The organism is Nocardia altamirensis NBRC 108246, assembly GCF_001612685.1.
In the GTDB taxonomy this organism is placed as follows: domain Bacteria; phylum Actinomycetota; class Actinomycetes; order Mycobacteriales; family Mycobacteriaceae; genus Nocardia; species Nocardia altamirensis.
Window position 1 is genome coordinate 1 of the sequence record NZ_BDAY01000108.1, and the last position, 16260, is coordinate 16260.

Below are 16260 nucleotides of genomic sequence, written 5' to 3' on the forward strand. Positions count from 1 at the left end.
AGGGCGCGCAGTTCGGCCTCGATGGCCGTGACACGGTCGGCGTCGACGCCCCACGGGTGGTCGACGCCGACTTTGCTGTCGAGGTCCCACAACACGCAGGTCTCGTCTGGTGTGGCGACCATATGCCAGGCCACTACCGTGCGGCCGAGCTGCTGGCCCATCGAGCCGTGCGAATCCTTCGGCGGCCCAGCGCCTTCCGGGAAATGATGGAGGAAGCGGCCGTAGGCCTTGGCGCAGAACGCGGCGTACCGCTCAGTGCAGAGGATGAACCCGTGCCAGGCTTCGTCGACGGCATGCGAGGGCATCCCGACCACCTGGCCGTCGCGCATAGCCGCGCCGCAGCAGCGGAGCCACTGGTGCAAACCGGTTTCCACGAGTTCGCGCGGTTGCCACGGGCAGGTCTTGTAGACCGCTTCCGGCAACTCCAGCGCGGCGACGGCGGCGTTCACCTCATCGAGGTCGATGAGGCGCTGCCGGGATCGGCGGAGGCGAAAAGACGACACAGTTCACTGTACGCAGCAGTGCAACGCGGTTAGCGTTCATCTATGAGCGTTGTAGTCCTTCTCTTCGTGCTCGCCGTCATCCTTGTGATGGTGGGGGTGATGATCGCGGTGCCGATCATCGTCATCCGGGCGGTGACGCGGTCGAATCGCAACGGAGGGATTTCGCCCTACGGGGTGCGCGGTATTCCGCAGCGTCGGTATGGCGGGGGGTACAACAACTCCGACCCGTTCTGGGCGGCAGGCACCGCCGGGTTCGTCGATTCCGGGCCGTCGAATGGCTGTGGCGGGGGCTGGGATCCGGGCCATGGGGGACATCACGGGGGACATCATCACGGTGGGCACCACGACAGCGGTGGGAGCAGCAGTAGTTGCGGTGGTGGGAGCAGTAGTAGCTGTGGCGGCGGTAGTTCCTGACCGCTCGATCGCGGTCGGCGGATCGCCGAAATTCCGCGCTGAGCGTAACCGCTTGTCCACGAGTTGACCTCAACAACGATTCAGGTTCCATGCTGGTCCTGTCAGGCGACAACGACAGCGATGGAGGTTGGACATGAGGGCCGTGCAGGCAGTGGAATTCGGTGGGCCGGAAGTGCTTACAGTGCACGAGGTGCCGGAGCCGGTGGCCGGGCCCGGTGAAGTCGTCGTCGAGGTGGCCGCGGCCGACGTCATGTTCCTCGACACCCGGCTGCGTGGCGGTTGGGGCGGTGACTACTTCCAGCTCGACACGCCCTACGTGCCCGGTGGCGCGGTCGCAGGCGTCGTCACCGCAGTCGGCCCCGAGGTCGACCCGTCGTGGCTCGGCAAGCGGGTCACCACCGCGACCGCAGCAAGCAAGATCGGCGGCGGCAAGCCCATCGGCGGCTACGCCGAGAAAGCGCTCGCCAAGGCCGCGACCCTGACCGCCGTGCCCGACGGGCTCGGCTTGCCGCAGGCGGTCGCGCTCGCACACGACGGTCAGATGGCGTTGGCGCTGATGGAGCGGGCCGCGATCCAGCCGGGGGAGTGGGTGCTGATCACCGCGGCAGGCGGCGGACTCGGCACCCTGCTGATCCAGTTGGTCCGGGCGGCAGGTGCGCGGGTGATCGCCGCGGCGCGGGGGCAGGCCAAGCTGGCGCTGGCACAGCGTCTCGGCGCCGACGTGGTCGTCGACTACTCCGAACCCGGTTGGTCCGCCGCCGCTCGTGCAGCCACCGGAGGCGCAGGCGCGCACGTCGTGCTTGACGGTGCGGGTGGCGCGCTCGGGGAAGGCGCTCTCGTCGCCACCGCCGACCGCGGCCGGTTCCTCGGATACGGCATGTCCGCAGGCGAGTTCGCCGCACCGGACGCCGCCGTGGCAGAGCGTGGCATCACCGTCTACGGGCTGATGGACGTCACCGACCCCGATGCCGACTGGCATCGGCTTGCTGAACGTTCGCTGGCCGAGGCGGCCGCCGGACGGCTCGAAGTCGTGATAGGCCAAACCTTTCCGCTCGACGAAGCCGGCAGCGCGCACGCGGCCATCGAGTCCAGGTCGGCGGTGGGCCGCACGCTGCTGACAATCGGTTCTGCTGTCTGAGACTGGCAGAACGACGCCCTGGCGGGTGCCAAGGCACGGCGCTAGGGTGCCCTGCGTGGAGACTCTGATCGTCGTGGGTGTGGTGGTGTTGGTGCTGGGCGTGGTCGTTGCTGTCGTGCAAATCGCAGGTAGACCCCCGGCCGACGGAAATCGTTGGGACCGGAACGATCCCGACGACTACGACGGCGATTGGGGCGACCGCTACGACGACCGGGACTGAACCGGCTCACCCGACCGGCGTCAGCACCACCACAGCAATCGGCCGCTTCGTCTGCTTCTGGTAGGCGGTGTAGCGCCCCGCGTTCACCTTGTCGACAATCGCGAACCGGCGAGCGTACTCCGGATCATCCGGATACGTAGGCCGCGCAACCACTTTCACCGTGCGCCGCCCGATCTGAATCTCACACTCCGGCTGCGCCTTCAGATTCGCCAGCCATCCCGGCGGCCGCGGCGATCCACCATTGGACGCCGTCACCAAGTAGTCAGCCCCGTCGGTCCCGTAGGTCAGCGCCGACGTCCGCGCCTGCCCCGTCTTCCGCCCCACCGTCCGCAGCAACAACGTCGGGTTCCCGAACAACAGCCGATGCCCGACCAGCCCGCCACTGTTCTCATACGCCCACTGATGCACCTTCAACACATTCGCGAACACACTCGCCATAGCCAACCCTTCCCACCACGGTCGCCGGACGCCCTCACCCTAACCGCCGCGTCCCCGCTCGGCCCGCCAAGCGAGCATGTCCACCCGCCCACCACCGCGAGTCCAACTGGTGAACCCCCCACCCCACCCGGTACCATCCCCGAAGCTGCGTTCCTACCCGCAGTCGGGGGCGGTAGCTCAGTCGGTTAGAGCCGTGGACTCATAATCCATTGGTCGTGGGTTCGAGCCCCACCCGCCCCACAAACCCTCTCTGAACTGGGTAAATGGAGAACGCTAGAGACGTTCTGGTCCAGAACAGCGCATGTACAGCTTTGTATTTCGGGCGTACCGTGGGTTGTATGGGGATGATCGACCTGGACGATCTGCGCGAGCTGAAGAACGATTTTGCGACCGAACTGCGCCGCAAGAACCGCAGCAAGCAGACCATCGACGGCTACCTTGTGCGGATCGACTACTTCATCGACTACCTGATCGAGAACCAGCTGCCGACGACCGTTCCAGAGGTCACCCGCGATCATCTGGGCTCGTTCATCGAACACCTGCTGACGCGGCCGAACAAACGGACCGGTGAGCCGCTGGCAGCCGAGTACGTACGAGGGCACTATCGTTCGCTGCAGCAGTTCTTCAAATACCTTGTCGCCGAAGAGATCATCCCCACCAACCCGTTCGACAAGATGACGCTGCCTGACGCGCCGGAAAAGCTCGTGACGGTACCAGCGGATGATCAGATCCGAGCTCTGCTCACCCAGTGTGAAGGCACTGACTTCGAATCGCTGCGGGACACCGCCATCATCCGGTTGTTCGCCGACACCGGGGGCCGCGCCGGTGAGGTCGAGGGCATAGACCTGGACCACCTCGATTTCGAAGAGGACAGCGTCCTGGTGACAGGCAAGGGCCGACGCCCGCGATCGATGCCGTTCGGTGACAAGACCCGGACCGCACTGCGAAAGTATCTGCGCGCCCGGGCCAAACATCCGAAGGCCAAGAACGACGAACCTTCGCTCTGGCTCGGTCGACAAGGACCGATGACCGCGCACGGCATACGGCAGATGCTTGAGCGCAGAGCCGCCGCGGCCGGCATTGACCACATCCATCCACACCTGTTCCGGCACTGGTTCGCCCACAACTGGCTAGCCAACGGTGGCCAAGAACAAGACCTCATGATGCTCGCTGGCTGGCGCTCCAGGCAGATGCTCGCCCGATACGGGAAATCGGTAGCCGACGAACGAGCGAAAGCCGCCCACCGTCGAGCACGACTCGGTGACAAGCTCTAGTGTTGTCAGTTGGGTTGCTGGCGTCCGCACTCAGTGCAGTGGAATGCCATCTAGTCTTGGGCGATACCGTGAACAGCATGCATGAGGATCTGGTCGAATGGGCCGAGAAGCTTGCGCGAGAGCACCTGCGCGAGATTCCTCCTCGGCTGAGCCATGTGGAAGGAGTAGCGCGGCAATCGAGGCGCATTGCCGACGCGGTTGACGACCCTGACTTGCTGGTCGCAGCAGCATGGCTTCATGACATTGGGTATGGACCAGGACTCGTTGAAACTGGGTTCCACCCCCTCGATGGTGCCGAGTTTCTTCGAGTGCAGGGTGCGCCGGATCGCCTTTGCGCTCTTGTAGCGAATCACTCGTGTGCCCACGTCGAAGCCCGACATCGAGATCTACCGCTGCTGTGGCCGGACGAGCGCACCGCGCTTCGAGACGCGCTTTGGTGGGCTGACATGACTACGACACCTACCGGAGAAGTCACCGATGTCAGGGAGCGTCTAGCGGAAGTCCGTCAACGCTACGGACCCGATCACGTCGTGGCTCAGTCGATTGCGGAGGCCGCACCCGAAATCCTCGACGCCGTCAACCGGACCGAATCGCTACGTCGGATTGCTAAGTGAAGAACGGGCCATCCTGGGGATTGAGACCGTGCTCGATGCGTAGGTCAATCGAAGGATGAATGTCGAGTGAGGGTAGGTCGTGGGGGGCGACCCACAGCACCTCTCTTGACTCCGAGCTGGTTCTTAGTTTTCCGCCAATTGGTTTAGCGCGGAAGCAGATCGAGAACTCCTGTCGGACCTCGCCGTCGTCGTATGCGATGACGTGCTCCGGATTGGAGAAGATTCCGATCAGGCCTGTGATCTGGACATCGATGCCTGTCTCTTCTCGTACCTCACGCACGACGGCCTCGGTGACAGTCTCGCCAGCCTCGAGGCCGCCACCTGGAATTGAGTATCTATCGTTGTCGGTTCGACGAATCATCAAGATGTTGTCGTCGCTGTTGCGTACGAATGCGCTCACCGCGACCTTGATGCTGTTGGCGGCTGGCGCGTTCGGATCGTGGAAGTAGTCTGTTCGACCCATTCTCTTACCTTTCCATCGTCGCGTTCGACCAGACGTACTCGAAGCTGGTCATGTACGTCTCGAAGAGGTCACCCGCAGGCAGTTGGCGTAGATGCATTGCTGGTGCATATGCGCCCGGCAGCCCGTATGCGTGCATGTTGACGATCATCTCGTCATCGAAGCGGAACACTGAGTTATACAAGGTTGTGTCGTGATACCGAAGTTCGACGCCGTCGATGTTGCCGAGCGGCTCGACGAGGGTGAGGGCGTTGCTGATTCGCGATGGCACTGTTCCCTCTGCGAGGCGTTCCTCGGCGCTGCGTTTGTCGGCTTCGGGAGCGTCCGGCCGACCGAACAGCAGCCGAACCTTTAAACCCAGCTGTGTCTTCTTCCGCACCGCACGGGTGAATTCCGGTTCCTCTGCAAGGAATAGGCCGGCGAGGACCAGGATGTCGAGGCGCTCGGTCGTGCTTGAAAGCAGGCGCTTCCACAAGTCGCTTGGGATCGAGCTGCGGTGCGGGTAGACCTTCAGCACCTCCGACTCGGCGACCTCGACTTTTCGCTCGGCTGCGAGTGCATCCGGCCACAGATAGTTCTCTGTCTCTTTGACCAGCGATGCGACCTTATGGCGGTGGCGCGGATAGGGCGTGCGCGCCTTCGTGATCCAGCGCTCCACAGTCTTCGGTTCAACGCCTGTTTCCGCGGCGACGGCCGCGATGTCCAGGCCTGCCTGCTGCAGGGCGTTGCGAAGGCGTTCGTTCGCCATGTCGTCTCCGGACTTGAGGGACTTCTAGGGACGTCTTAAACGGTACCTGAGACGTCTTCATACGTCCAGCTATGCGGTGCTTTGGTTTCCGTTTTCCGCGAAAAGTGGTGAACAGCAATGAATTTCCCACTTTCTGAGGAGTGATACCGCAATGAACAAGACTTCTACCGAGGCGCGGACACTGATCAGCCTCAAGTCGGCGGCGGCGCTGATCGACGTCGACACCAAGACGATTCGCAACTGGATCGCCGCAGGTGACCTCGCCGGATTCCGGGTGAACGGTCACCTGTTGCGGGTAGAGCGCGACGCGGTGCTCGCGCTGATCCGGCCGACCACTGCGGTCATCGACGGTGGTGCGGCATGAGTACCCCGCAGGAGCGGACACTGCAGGCCCGGATTGCCGCACACGAGTCTTGGGCAAAGACACCCGACCGATCTGCACGGACGGCAAACGCACGAGCCGCGATGGCAAGCAAATTCGAGCAACTGGTTGACCCGGACCGGGTACTCAGCCCGCAGGAGCGGGCCGACCGAGCCGAGCACGCGCGGAAAGCGCATTTCACCCGCCTCGCATTGAAGTCGGCTCAGGCTCGCCGCCGACGCTGCCGCAACCCGCACAAGGGCGGCAAATCGTGATGCGCGCCGACGCGGCCACGAACGAGCCAGCGGCTTCGGATCCGTTCGAGGGCCTTGATCCGCACGTGTTCCAAGCGCTGACGGCCTGGCGATCGCTGACTGCTGAACAGCGCGATTACGCAATGGGTTTCGTGTCTGGCTGGGCACCGCATGTTGTCATCTCCGCGGCGCAAAGAGCCATCGCGATCACCGAACTCGATGAGCAGCTGATGCAGCTGGGGGCGGTCAGCGATGAGTGAGGCATACCGCGTACTCAAGCAATTCCGTTTCACGGACGGCGACCTCCTGCAGGTTGGTGATCTGTTCCGTGACAACCACAACAGTCCGATCCAGGACACCTACCGGATCAAGGCAATCCGCAACTACCGCCGCAGTGGCCTGCACGTGGTGCTGACCGTCGTCCGGTCCGAGCGCGACGGTGAGGTGACCGAGCCGATGACCGAGTTCGTGTGGCCGATCGAGGCGCTATTCGACGATGACCGGGTCGTGCGTGTCATCGAGGGTGACCAGCGATGAAGGCGCGCACGTTTGGTCTCGCGATCGCTGCGGTGGCGATCGGATACGCGGTCCTGACGGCACCTGAGGTCGTTGGGTTCACGGTCGTGCTGCTGGGTGCGGCGTGGTTGTGGCGGTCGACGCGTCGGTCGGGGGTGCGGCGATGATCGGCCGAGTCGTGAAGACCGACGCCGCTGTGGGCCGCGGTCTCGGCATTGTGTTCGGTGCGCTTCCGCCCATGGTCCGGGTCGCGGTGCTCGTGCTCGCGGTGTTGGCCGCGATGGTGGGGTGTTCGGTCGCGTGGATTGATCAGCAGTCCTACACGCCGAGCCCGAGTGTGTGCCGCCGCGATCAGGTCGCACAAGCAGTACGGCTGGGTTGTGTTCCGCCGCAGCCACTTCCGACCCCGGCCGGATGGCAGCGATGAGCGATCAGCCAGCCGAGGGCGGGATCCCGACGTATGAATGGCGGACTGCGCCAGCGCATTTGCGTACTCGCCGCCAGCTCAGTGCGGAGGGTTTGCGGCCGAACGGCCAGGACATTGCCGCGAAGGTGCATCGGGAATTTCGCGGCGGACCGGTGACGGCCTACCTCTATGACATCAATCTTGCCGCCGCGAAACGGCAGGCGACGCCCGCGCAGCTGGCCGCTTTGGAGAAGGCGACTCGTGAGCGCCAGCTGCGCGCGGCGGAACGGCACGGCGTTGATCGCGCCGAGTTCGACCACGTCAACGATCCAGGTCCCGCGTGGACCGATTCCTCACCGGTACTGCGTGCGTCAGTCCCAGGGCACGCATTCACCGGGTTGATCGGCGCCGCTCGTGACCGTGACGAATGGGAGCGATAGATGAGGAGTCAACTGATCGGGCCCCGTGATATGCGGGTGCTGACGATCCTCGCCGAAATGTATGGCGCGCCGATGGACCGGGTCGCCTCCATGTTGGGGGTGAGCATCAAGTCGGCGTACCGGTACACCGCGAAATGGCGTGCCGCGCACCTGGTTTCGAACTTGAAGATGCGCCCAGTGCCGGGGCCGACGTGGGTGTTCTTGACCCGGGCGGCGGTGGAGGCGTTGTTGCCGTTCTACGCCCGGTTTTGGACACCGTCGCCGAAGATGGCCGCCCACGTCGTGACCGTGCTCGATGTGCGGTTGGCGTTGGTCGGCCAGGATCTGAATCTCTGGATCTCTGAGCGGCAGCTGCGCGCCGAGCAAGACCGCCCGAAGGCTGGCGGACGACGCGGGCATGTCCATGACGGGCGCTACTACCGCCCCGACGGGTCGTTGTGGGCGGTCGAGGTCGAGCTGACCGCGAAGAACGACGCGGCCGCGAAGCTCGCGGTGGCCCGTGCCAAGGAAGCCGCTCGTATCGGTGGCTGCGAGAAGGTCATCTACTACTGCCGCACCCCCGAGATCCGTGCCGTGATCAAGAAGGCTGCGTTGGCCACTCAAGCGGTCGACGGGCCACCGATCCGGGTCGCGGATCTGAGCGAGGTGTTGCCGGACAAGACCGCGAAGGCCACCGAGTCCGGGCCGGTTCGTCCGGGTCTGACGGTGATCGAGGGCGGTGCCTCTGATCACGGCGTCCCCGACGCTTCGACCGGTAAGGCGGTGTCGTCATGACCTGCAAACCTGTTCTGACACCCCAAGATTGCGAACCCAAGCCAGTCGAGATCGCCCCGGTACCGGCCACCGGGCAGCTGCCCGCGGATCAGGTTGTTCCCTCGGTTCACCCGGTCGCGCCGCCGATCGGTGGCGATGGCCCGGATTCGATGCTGTTCGGCGGGATGCTGCCGATCCCGGATTGGACCTGGGCCGAGGTCGGGCGCGGACTGAGCGTGCTCGGCGCCGGCATCGGGTTCGTCCTCGCAGCCACCACGGTGCTGATGGTCGCGGCGAACCGGTTGGCGTGGACACCGGCGCGGATGCGGAACTGGATGTTCGGCTCCGCGCTCGCCTTGCCTGGCGCGACGATGCTGCTGCACTTCGATCTGGCCGCCCCGAGCGACCAGATGCGCGACGGCGCAACCGCGTTCGCGTCCGGCCGTTACGCCTACGGGTTGGCGGTGATGGCTGTCGGGTTGATTCCGGCGGCGTGGTTTCTGGCCGCGGTTGGGGTGGCGAACCGGCGGGTGCAGTTGATCACCCACGGGTGGCGTTCACCGGCAGCTACGGAGCGGGCGTTGTGGATGCAGTCCCAGCGTGAGCAGGCTGCTGCGACCCGGTTGGCCCGGTACCGGATTCCGTTCTCCACTGGTGGATTGAACCCGCACATGCTGATCGGCCGTTTGGCGGTCGAGGAGACGGCGGCGCCGCCGAAGAGCCGGTGGCGGATGTTGTTGGGGCGGTATGAGTCTCGGTTGATCGTGCCGTGGATCAACATGCGTGAGCACATGGTCACTGTCGCGTCCTCCGGCAAGGGCAAGACCACGCTGATGCTGCGCGCGTTGCTGTCCTGGCACATCACCGCGTGGTTGCGGCACCGGCAGTGGTGGCGCCTGGATCGGCCGGGACGGCCGTTGACGGTGGTGATCGACTGCAACGGCGGCCCGGAAAGCGTGAAACTCGCCCACCGTGTCGGCGCCTGGTACGCCGCACTCGGGATCCCGGCCTCCCGGATCGGTTACGTCGGTGTCGGCGCCGATGACCCGCAGCGGGTGCAGCTGGCGTTGTTCGACATCCCGGCGCGGGCGGATCTGTTCTCGGTGCTCTCGGCGATGATCTCCGGGGGGAGCACGCCGACCACTGACACCGAACGCTACTTCCACAACCAGCGCGAATCGCTGCTGCATCTGATCCTGGATGCCCCGGCACGGATCGAGAACCGCAACGGGGTGCCGACCCCGGTGGGGGAGAACCGGCCGAAGGATTGGCTGGATTTCTTGTCCCGGTTCGATGCGAAGAGGCTGGCCAGGCTGTGGGGCGGTGTGTTCGACGACACCGTGGACTGGCAGGGCGTGCCGGGTGTGGATTTGAAGATCGCGGCCACCAAAGCAGGCAAGCAACCGGTGATGGATTCCGCGCTCGCGGAGTTCTCCAACCTGTATCTGGCGCTGGGGGATTCGTTCGAAGGTGCTGCGCAGATCACCGATTTCGATGTCCTCTACATCATTTTGGAGGGCGTCAAGGCACCGGATCGGGCGCGGGCGCAGTTCGCCGCGATCGGCTGCATGCTCGAACAACTCGCCGATCGCGATCATGGTCGCGAGACCTTGCTCGCCGTGGACGAGTTCTCCGCGGTTTCCGACGGCCGCACCCGCGCCGCGGCGTGGGTGATGCGGTTCCGCAAAGCCAAGATCGGCAGCTGGTGGTTCGCCCAGCACTGGAACGGCCTGGGCCACGACGACGACGCCCGCCAAGCCCTGATCGGTTCCGGGTCCGGTGGCGGTCTGCACGGCGGGCAGGAATTCGGTGTCGAGAAACTCGCCGAAGGCTATGGCACCAAACGCCGATTCGACCTGTCGCGCAAGCTCATCGGCGGCGCCGCCGCCGGTGATGAGGGCAACGTCCAAGCCGCGGAGAGGTTCCTGTTCGAACCCAACCGGGTCCGGCGCATGGGCAAGGGCGACATCGTGTTCATCTCCCAAGGCCGCGCCCGCTGGGGCCGCGTCTCCGCCGTCGATGACACCACTCGCGCCACCGTGCGCCCGCTACCGGGCTTGTCGGTCCTGCGCCCGACCACGACCGAGCCCACCGTCCTGGCACCGGTCATCGACCTCACCAAACGCCGCCACGGCTGAAACCTCAAGGAGCACAACGGCAATGGACTACTACGCCATCCGCAACCGACTCAACCGCATCGTGCACGAGAAGCTGCGCGCCGACCACGGCGACACCGCGATCACCCGCGAACCGGTGGTCTCGACGTTCACTGGCTACAACTTCGGCGACCGGGAAGTAGCAGCCGACCCGCTACAGGCCATCAAGGAAGCCGACCGGATCGCTGACGTCGCCCGCTCTATCGCCAACGACTACGCGACCGATGCGCGCAGCCACGGCCGCGGCTGGGACGAGATCGCCGACGCCTTCGGCATCACCACCGGCAAGTCCGACGACCCGGCAATCGAGGCCTACCAGCGGGTCGCTGGGGAGGGTTGGTCGTCAACCACCAGCTGGCGGTGCGCCTGCTGCGCCGAGCGGGTCACCGACCGTGGGCCGTGGAATCCGCACCCGAGCGACAACGAATCCGGTCACGCCGATGACTGCGCGCGGCATCAACGGGAGATCAGCGCCTACGAACGCCGCCGCGACGGCTACGACCAGGACCGCGCCGACGGACCGGACTGGGACATGGACCTCTAGCCCTCTCACTGAACCCGTTGCTGCACAACGCCTTACCTGGATCCAAGGAGAACCCATCATGTCGAACCCCAACCCGAACCCGGATGAGCACGGAGAGGAGATCACCGGCCTGACCGCCGAGCAGCGCCAAGCCGAGATCGACGCCCTCAACAACACCCACGCCACCGACCTGACCGGCACCGCCGCCGCGAAACTCGCCGCCCGCTTCGAGCCTGTCGTTCCCGACGGCGGGCGGGTCGGTCGCGCGATCACCCCGCACGTCGCCCGGGCCACCACGATCCGCAACACCGTCCGGATGTGGGCACCGGCCGTGCTGGCCACGCTCACGTTCGCGGTCACCGCCATGGTGGTGGATCTGCCTGGGCCGCTGGCGGTTTACGGCGCCGCGATCGTCGGTTACGCGTGGTGGATGTGCGCGGGCCGCCCCGGCCCGATCGACACCATCCGCATGTGCTGCTACCGCGCCGCCGACGGCGCTCGTCTGGTCAAGCGGCACGTCACCCGGCTCGCGGTGCGCCGCGGTGCCTACGAAGCCCGCCGCACCAACATCCGTGCGGCGTCCAAGTAACACCAACGAGAAGAAGGAACAAGCCATGTCCGGCTATCACCCCCAGCCAACCGCGGCCATGGTCGCCACCGCCCGCGACTACCTACGCGCCTGCATCGAGATGGAACGCGGCACAGACACCGACTGGATCGACGCCTTGAACGGCGAGGAGGTCATCACCCACGCCATGCGCTGGTGGCCACCGGGATGGAGCGACTTCTGCCGCTACTTCGCCAGCGAGATCGGCGACGCCGAGCAGCAGGCAAGCACCACCCGCCACGGCGGTGCCACTGAATCCGCCGAGACCGGAAAGAGGAACTGATTCATGTCCGATCACAGTCCAGAGGACGAAATCATGAGCGAGGCAAAGAAATTCGCTGCCTCGATGTCGGTCACGATGCGCCGCTACGCCCAAGCGGCGAACTGGCTGGAACGCCGCAAGATCCGCAAGGAGATCAGCAGGGCCTGGCGTGCCGAGATGCGGCAGCAGGACCTCGAACGCGCCCAGCACCTGCAGCAGACCAGCCACGGTATCGACCGATACCGGTCGCATTCGCAACTGGTGGCCGCCCGCTCCGAGGACCCGAACATCGACCACGATCGCCGCTACCGCGACGCCCAGGGCCTGGCCCGGCACCGCAACCACATGGCTGGACGGATCCTGCGTGACCCGCACCTGACCGAGATCGAGCGCGGTATCGCCCTCGATGGGCTCGATGTGGCCAACGCCGATCCGTCCTATGAGCCGGGCCGGTTGTTCGCCCGTGCGCACCGGGTCAAAGGCCTTCAGGCGCTGCGCTACCGAGCTCAAGCCGCGCGGGCGCAGGAAGCCGCGGGCATCGACCGGCCAGGCCGGGAACGCGCGCCGATCCGCTACACCGCGAGCCTGGGCTCACAAGTCGCGGGTAGTTCGATGTGGCTGCAACGCCCGACGCGGCGGTTCACCACCAAGGCCGGCGCGATCGGGTGGCTGCACCGCCAGGTCGCAGACACCCACTGGGGCAAAGACACCCAGGTGCGGGTCGAAGCGTGGGACCTCCAAGACGCCACCGAACCGGTCTACTCCGACGAAGGACGCCCCGACACCTTGCGCGGATACCTCGCCGCGGAAGCGGCCGAGCTGCGCGAGCGCACCGAAGGACCCGCGATCGCCGATCGTGCGGCGGTCGATCCGTGGCGTCGCGCTCGTGCCACGCAGTTCGCTGATCCCAGGTGGCGGCGTGAGCGCGCCATGGAACTGGCCCGCGAGGATCTGGCCACCCCCGGCGCCTGGATCGCCGAGGAGGACCTGCGCCCCGGCAACGAGGAAATGGACCTGACCCGCGCCTACGAGAGCAGGCTGTTCGCCGAGCATCAGGCCGAGCAGCAGCTCATCGCATCGCAAGACCACGAGCAGCAGGATCGGTATTCGTCCACGATCACCTACCTGCCCGACGGCGCGAACCAGGTCGTCCACGAAACCGGCAGCCACGCCAGCGAACTGGACTCGGTGACCTGGACACGCCAGCAACTCGACGCCATCCGGCCAGCACCCGGTACGACCGTGCACATCGCCGCCTACGGCCACGACGACGAAGGCCACCGCGATCCGGTGTTCCGCGCCGAAGGTGCACGCGCCGTGCTCTACCAAGAGGTCGGTGAATGGCGTGACGCCGCCGAGCTCGCCGAGGCCAACGAACAGCAACTGTCGGGTCTTTCAGCGGTTGATGCCTCGCGCACGCGCGAAGACACCGAACTCGGCGCCGATCTCGAACGAGAGCTCTTGTCGTTGAAAGACCGTCACCGGCTCTCGGTGCAGTACAACAACGCCCTGGTCGAACGCAACGCGGCCCTGGTCAAGCAGCTGACCGCGCTCACTGCCGAGCGAGACGAGTTGCGCGAGGCCAACACCGAGTTGACCGACCGGCTCGCCGTCGACCGCGGACCAGCCCGCGACAGCGAGAACCTCGCGCAGCTGCACGAGCAGGAGGCTCCGCCGCGCCTCGCCACCGAGCGCGCCGCTCGTGGCAGCAGCTCCCGTGAGGAACTCGCCCAGGAGTACGCGGGCATGTCCCGGGCCATGAAGCGGATCGAAGAGCGGGATCAGGCAGCGCGTGCCGCCACTACCTCGCCCGACAGCATCCAACGCCACCCGATCCCGGGCCACGCATTCGCGGGCCTGGTCAACGACCACGACCACACCAAGGAGATGGAGCGATGAGCACCGAAAACCATACGCCTGACACAGATTTGGACGATCCATTCATCGCCCGCTACGCCGACAAGGTCGCCGACTCGGAGGAGGCGTTGCTGCGCGCGGACTTCGCGCGCATGCGGGAGATGCGCGACAACATGGCCCACGTCGAAACCGAGGCCGAGATCGATCAGCTCGGACACGACGCCAACCTTATCGAGGAGCGTTGGAGCAACCCGGCCAGCGATGAGCGCGAGAACTGGGAGTACCTCGCCGACGCGTATGCGGATTGGAAGCATGCACCAGCCACGATGCGCCGCTTCCACGACCAGGTCCACCATGACCGCGCCAACGGCTGGGATCCGCTGACCCCGGTCGAATGGCGCAGCCAGCTCCAAGCCCGCGAACTCACCGGACACGGCGCCTGGCCCGGACCCGAACGCACCAGCCACACACGCGAATCCGCAGATGACCGTGGCGTCATCACACCGACGAACCCGGCCTACTACCAGGAATCCGAGACCGACACAGAGCGGCAACTACGCGCCGACTACGCCCAGTATCGGGAAGCGATCTACCGCGCCGACTACGGCGCGGACTCTGATCAGTCCGAGCGTCTGCTCCAGGAGGCCCGTGACATCGCCGAGCGATGGGATTGGGATGAGCACGAATCACGGCAGTGGTGCGCTACCTGGCGCCATCTGCATTCGCTGACCAGCTCGTGGCAGATCGAACCGGAACGCATGCGGGCGCTCTACGGCCAGCTCGCGGAATCGCAGGCTCGCGACCCACGATCAGTCGATCCGATCCGCTGGCGTAACTACCGGCAGTCCGCCGAACTCACCGGCTACGGCACGGCGACACGGACCCGCAACGAACAGATCCAATACAGGCTCTGCCAGGAGGAAGACCTCTATCGCGGCGCGCTGGACAGCGACGGCGCCCGCCGAGGCCCGGGCGATCCGCCGCTGAGATTCGGCTCTGCCGTACGGGCGCGTACCCGCGATCTCGCCGGGACGGCATCCCCGCCACCATCCGCGTACGCCCCACGGGCTCGCGCACATGAACTGGGCCAGCCGATTCCGGGTCACGCGTTCGCGGGCCTGGTCAACGCTCATGACAGGGAAGGAGTCGAGTGGTGAGTATCACCTACGAAACATCAACGCCCACGGCAGGTTTCGAGCCCATGCGGCCGTATGGCCCGGAGTCCTACGCCGAGCTGGAAGCGCGGGTGATCGCGGCGAACGAGCGGGCGGCGTTGTTGGCCGAGCAGCTGGCGGCGATGACCGCGGACCGTGATGCCGCCGAGCACCGTGCCGCCGAGCTGGACGAGCGTAACCGCGAACTTGCCAGCGATCTCGATGACGCACTGGATCTGGCGCAAGAACACGCGCTGGATGCCGAGCGTGAACGCCTGGCACCGGCGCCGATCCGCGGGCACGCCTTCGCCGGGCTCATGTCGAGCCATGATCGCGACAAGGGGATGGAGCGATGAGCGACACTCCGTCGCCATCCGTCGGTGCGGTGTCGCCGTTGTCGGTGCCGCGGTGGGACTTCGCCGAGATCGTCGCCTTGGCCATGACCGTGGTGATCGGTGTCAGCGCGTTCGCGTGGTCCTTCGACGCGTTGACCGGGCTCGCGCAGATGGCCGGTATCCGTCCTCAACTCGCGTGGGTCGGACCGGTATTCGTCGACGGCGCGATCGTGCAAGCGATCGTCGCTCTTGTCGCCTTGCAGCGACGGGCCCGTACCGGGGTGACGATCAAGCCGTCCACGACGTGGTTCTTCTGGGTCGAGTTGATGCTCGCCGAGCTGGTCTCGGTCGCCGGAAACGGTTTGCACGCAGCCGAATCCGGACACCGGGTACTACCCGCGATGATCGCGGCAGCCGTGGCCGGAGCCGCCCCGGTCGCCGGTCTCGCGGCCACGCACGGGTTGACCGCACTGCTGGAAGTCCCCCGACCGGGCGACACCAGCGCGACAGCAGGCGACACCGAGGCGACGACCCGCGACGCACCGGCGACATCGGACGACACCGCCCCGACAGCAGGCGACGCCGAGGCGACAGCGGGCGACGGGTGGGTGGTCGAGACCCGCGACGTCCGGATCCTGCGGCTGCACGAGGCCGGCCACTCGTACCGGGAGATCGGCGCCGAGGTCGGTGTTCATCACGGCACGGTCGGCAAGGTCCTCGCTCGCCTGCACGCCGAAGCCGACACCGATCCGCGGGAGTTGCCCGCGCCCCAACACTTCCGGCTCGTGGCCGGAGGATCCCCCGATTCCGAATTCACTCAGGAGTAA

At 65.9% G+C, this 16260-nt stretch carries 23 protein-coding genes and 1 tRNA gene; 20 read left to right on the forward strand and 4 right to left on the reverse strand.

Features of this window, described 5'->3' with window-relative positions; genetic code table 11:
• On the reverse strand, positions 1-503 hold a 503-nt coding region (locus NA11_RS39595; RefSeq protein WP_069167275.1), incomplete at its 3' end, for a UCP032817 domain-containing protein.
• 547 nt (positions 504-1050) lie between these two features.
• Between NA11_RS39595 and NA11_RS39600 the strand changes: the two genes are divergently transcribed.
• Both NA11_RS39600 and NA11_RS46045 read left to right on the forward strand, forming a co-directional pair.
• Positions 1051-2055 (forward strand): zinc-binding dehydrogenase, encoded by a 1005-nt coding sequence (locus NA11_RS39600; protein WP_069167242.1) that lies wholly within the window; start codon positions 1051-1053, stop codon positions 2053-2055.
• A gap of 55 nt (positions 2056-2110) precedes the next feature.
• The gene (locus NA11_RS46045) at positions 2111-2275 is read left to right on the forward strand and encodes a hypothetical protein (protein WP_167837835.1); all 165 of its coding nucleotides are present in this window, start codon (positions 2111-2113) and stop codon (positions 2273-2275) included.
• A gap of 6 nt (positions 2276-2281) precedes the next feature.
• Here NA11_RS46045 and NA11_RS39605 read toward each other — a convergent pair whose 3' ends face one another.
• Positions 2282-2713: a nitroreductase family deazaflavin-dependent oxidoreductase gene (locus NA11_RS39605; protein WP_069167243.1), complete on the reverse strand. Its 432-nt coding sequence runs from the start codon at positions 2711-2713 to the stop codon at positions 2282-2284.
• Between the two features lie 166 nt (positions 2714-2879).
• Between NA11_RS39605 and NA11_RS39610 the strand changes: the two genes are divergently transcribed.
• The 3 genes from NA11_RS39610 (at position 2880) to NA11_RS44415 (ending at position 4601) form a co-directional block, all read left to right on the forward strand.
• Positions 2880-2953: transfer RNA gene (locus NA11_RS39610), tRNA-Ile, on the forward strand.
• 98 nt (positions 2954-3051) lie between these two features.
• Positions 3052-3987, forward strand: a complete 936-nt coding sequence (locus tag NA11_RS39615) for a tyrosine-type recombinase/integrase (protein WP_069167244.1) — start codon at positions 3052-3054, stop codon at positions 3985-3987.
• A gap of 77 nt (positions 3988-4064) precedes the next feature.
• A complete protein-coding gene (locus NA11_RS44415; RefSeq protein WP_084655488.1) occupies positions 4065-4601 on the forward strand; it encodes an HD domain-containing protein in 537 nt (178 codons plus the stop codon).
• Here NA11_RS44415 and NA11_RS39625 read toward each other — a convergent pair.
• On the reverse strand, positions 4594-5064 hold the full coding sequence (locus tag NA11_RS39625; protein ID WP_069167246.1) for an NUDIX hydrolase: 471 nt from the start codon (positions 5062-5064) through the stop codon (positions 4594-4596). The two genes, NA11_RS44415 and NA11_RS39625, sit on opposite strands and share 8 nt — an antisense overlap.
• 4 nt (positions 5065-5068) lie before the next feature.
• Positions 5069-5809, reverse strand: a complete 741-nt coding sequence (locus tag NA11_RS39630; RefSeq protein ID WP_069167247.1) for a helix-turn-helix domain-containing protein — start codon at positions 5807-5809, stop codon at positions 5069-5071.
• 151 nt (positions 5810-5960) lie between these two features.
• Between NA11_RS39630 and NA11_RS39635 the strand changes: the two genes are divergently transcribed.
• The 15 genes from NA11_RS39635 to NA11_RS39705 all read left to right on the forward strand — a co-directional run bounded on the left by NA11_RS39635 (position 5961) and on the right by NA11_RS39705 (position 16260).
• Positions 5961-6173, forward strand: coding sequence for a helix-turn-helix domain-containing protein (locus NA11_RS39635; protein ID WP_069167248.1), 213 nt, complete (start codon positions 5961-5963; stop codon positions 6171-6173).
• A gap of 101 nt (positions 6174-6274) precedes the next feature.
• Positions 6275-6445, forward strand: coding sequence for a hypothetical protein (locus NA11_RS39640; RefSeq protein ID WP_245746534.1), 171 nt, complete (start codon positions 6275-6277; stop codon positions 6443-6445).
• The gene (locus NA11_RS39645) at positions 6442-6684 is read left to right on the forward strand and encodes a hypothetical protein (protein ID WP_141718111.1); all 243 of its coding nucleotides are present in this window, start codon (positions 6442-6444) and stop codon (positions 6682-6684) included. The genes NA11_RS39640 and NA11_RS39645 overlap by 4 nt, the downstream gene beginning before the upstream one ends.
• The gene (locus NA11_RS39650; protein WP_069167250.1) at positions 6677-6961 is read left to right on the forward strand and encodes a hypothetical protein; all 285 of its coding nucleotides are present in this window, start codon (positions 6677-6679) and stop codon (positions 6959-6961) included. Before NA11_RS39645 ends, NA11_RS39650 begins: the two co-directional genes overlap by 8 nt.
• A 103-nt stretch (positions 6962-7064) precedes the next feature.
• A complete protein-coding gene (locus tag NA11_RS39655; protein WP_141718112.1) occupies positions 7065-7367 on the forward strand; it encodes a hypothetical protein in 303 nt (100 codons plus the stop codon).
• Positions 7364-7786 (forward strand): RRQRL motif-containing zinc-binding protein, encoded by a 423-nt coding sequence (locus tag NA11_RS39660; protein WP_069167252.1) that lies wholly within the window; start codon positions 7364-7366, stop codon positions 7784-7786. Before NA11_RS39655 ends, NA11_RS39660 begins: the two co-directional genes overlap by 4 nt.
• Positions 7787-8560 carry a hypothetical protein gene (locus NA11_RS39665; protein ID WP_141718113.1) on the forward strand — a complete coding sequence of 258 codons (774 nt, stop codon included), beginning with the start codon at positions 7787-7789 and terminating at the stop codon, positions 8558-8560.
• On the forward strand, positions 8557-10677 hold the full coding sequence (locus NA11_RS39670) for a putative type IV secretion/conjugal transfer ATPase (protein WP_069167254.1): 2121 nt from the start codon (positions 8557-8559) through the stop codon (positions 10675-10677). The genes NA11_RS39665 and NA11_RS39670 overlap by 4 nt, the downstream gene beginning before the upstream one ends.
• A 22-nt stretch (positions 10678-10699) precedes the next feature.
• A complete protein-coding gene (locus NA11_RS39675; protein WP_069167255.1) occupies positions 10700-11239 on the forward strand; it encodes a hypothetical protein in 540 nt (179 codons plus the stop codon).
• Between the two features lie 58 nt (positions 11240-11297).
• Complete coding sequence (locus NA11_RS39680; RefSeq protein ID WP_069167256.1) at positions 11298-11807, forward strand: hypothetical protein; 510 nt, start codon at positions 11298-11300, stop codon at positions 11805-11807.
• Between the two features lie 25 nt (positions 11808-11832).
• Entirely contained in the window at positions 11833-12108 is a 276-nt protein-coding gene (locus tag NA11_RS39685) for a hypothetical protein (protein WP_069167257.1), read from the forward strand.
• Positions 12109-12141: 33 nt separating this feature from the next.
• On the forward strand, positions 12142-13986 hold the full coding sequence (locus tag NA11_RS39690; RefSeq protein WP_141718114.1) for a hypothetical protein: 1845 nt from the start codon (positions 12142-12144) through the stop codon (positions 13984-13986).
• Positions 13983-15101, forward strand: coding sequence for a hypothetical protein (locus tag NA11_RS39695; RefSeq protein ID WP_069167259.1), 1119 nt, complete (start codon positions 13983-13985; stop codon positions 15099-15101). The genes NA11_RS39690 and NA11_RS39695 overlap by 4 nt, the downstream gene beginning before the upstream one ends.
• Entirely contained in the window at positions 15098-15454 is a 357-nt protein-coding gene (locus NA11_RS39700; protein ID WP_141718115.1) for a hypothetical protein, read from the forward strand. Before NA11_RS39695 ends, NA11_RS39700 begins: the two co-directional genes overlap by 4 nt.
• Positions 15451-16260 carry a DUF2637 domain-containing protein gene (locus tag NA11_RS39705; RefSeq protein WP_069167261.1) on the forward strand — a complete coding sequence of 270 codons (810 nt, stop codon included), beginning with the start codon at positions 15451-15453 and terminating at the stop codon, positions 16258-16260. The genes NA11_RS39700 and NA11_RS39705 overlap by 4 nt, the downstream gene beginning before the upstream one ends.

Bases quoted from the DNA above. Each gene is read 5' to 3' on its own strand.
- NA11_RS39600 (WP_069167242.1), top strand. From the start codon at position 1,051: ATGAGGGCCGTGCAGGCAGTGGAATTCGGTGGGCCGGAAGTGCTTACA.
- NA11_RS39605 (WP_069167243.1), bottom strand. From the start codon at position 2,713: ATGGCGAGTGTGTTCGCGAATGTGTTGAAGGTGCATCAGTGGGCGTAT.
- NA11_RS39615 (WP_069167244.1), top strand. From the start codon at position 3,052: ATGGGGATGATCGACCTGGACGATCTGCGCGAGCTGAAGAACGATTTT.
- NA11_RS44415 (WP_084655488.1), top strand. From the start codon at position 4,065: ATGCATGAGGATCTGGTCGAATGGGCCGAGAAGCTTGCGCGAGAGCAC.
- NA11_RS39625 (WP_069167246.1), bottom strand. From the start codon at position 5,064: ATGGGTCGAACAGACTACTTCCACGATCCGAACGCGCCAGCCGCCAAC.
- NA11_RS39630 (WP_069167247.1), bottom strand. From the start codon at position 5,809: ATGGCGAACGAACGCCTTCGCAACGCCCTGCAGCAGGCAGGCCTGGAC.
- NA11_RS39635 (WP_069167248.1), top strand. From the start codon at position 5,961: ATGAACAAGACTTCTACCGAGGCGCGGACACTGATCAGCCTCAAGTCG.
- NA11_RS39640 (WP_245746534.1), top strand. From the start codon at position 6,275: ATGGCAAGCAAATTCGAGCAACTGGTTGACCCGGACCGGGTACTCAGC.
- NA11_RS39650 (WP_069167250.1), top strand. From the start codon at position 6,677: ATGAGTGAGGCATACCGCGTACTCAAGCAATTCCGTTTCACGGACGGC.
- NA11_RS39660 (WP_069167252.1), top strand. From the start codon at position 7,364: ATGAGCGATCAGCCAGCCGAGGGCGGGATCCCGACGTATGAATGGCGG.
- NA11_RS39665 (WP_141718113.1), top strand. From the start codon at position 7,787: ATGAGGAGTCAACTGATCGGGCCCCGTGATATGCGGGTGCTGACGATC.
- NA11_RS39670 (WP_069167254.1), top strand. From the start codon at position 8,557: ATGACCTGCAAACCTGTTCTGACACCCCAAGATTGCGAACCCAAGCCA.
- NA11_RS39675 (WP_069167255.1), top strand. From the start codon at position 10,700: ATGGACTACTACGCCATCCGCAACCGACTCAACCGCATCGTGCACGAG.
- NA11_RS39680 (WP_069167256.1), top strand. From the start codon at position 11,298: ATGTCGAACCCCAACCCGAACCCGGATGAGCACGGAGAGGAGATCACC.
- NA11_RS39685 (WP_069167257.1), top strand. From the start codon at position 11,833: ATGTCCGGCTATCACCCCCAGCCAACCGCGGCCATGGTCGCCACCGCC.
- NA11_RS39690 (WP_141718114.1), top strand. From the start codon at position 12,142: ATGAGCGAGGCAAAGAAATTCGCTGCCTCGATGTCGGTCACGATGCGC.
- NA11_RS39695 (WP_069167259.1), top strand. From the start codon at position 13,983: ATGAGCACCGAAAACCATACGCCTGACACAGATTTGGACGATCCATTC.
- NA11_RS39705 (WP_069167261.1), top strand. From the start codon at position 15,451: ATGAGCGACACTCCGTCGCCATCCGTCGGTGCGGTGTCGCCGTTGTCG.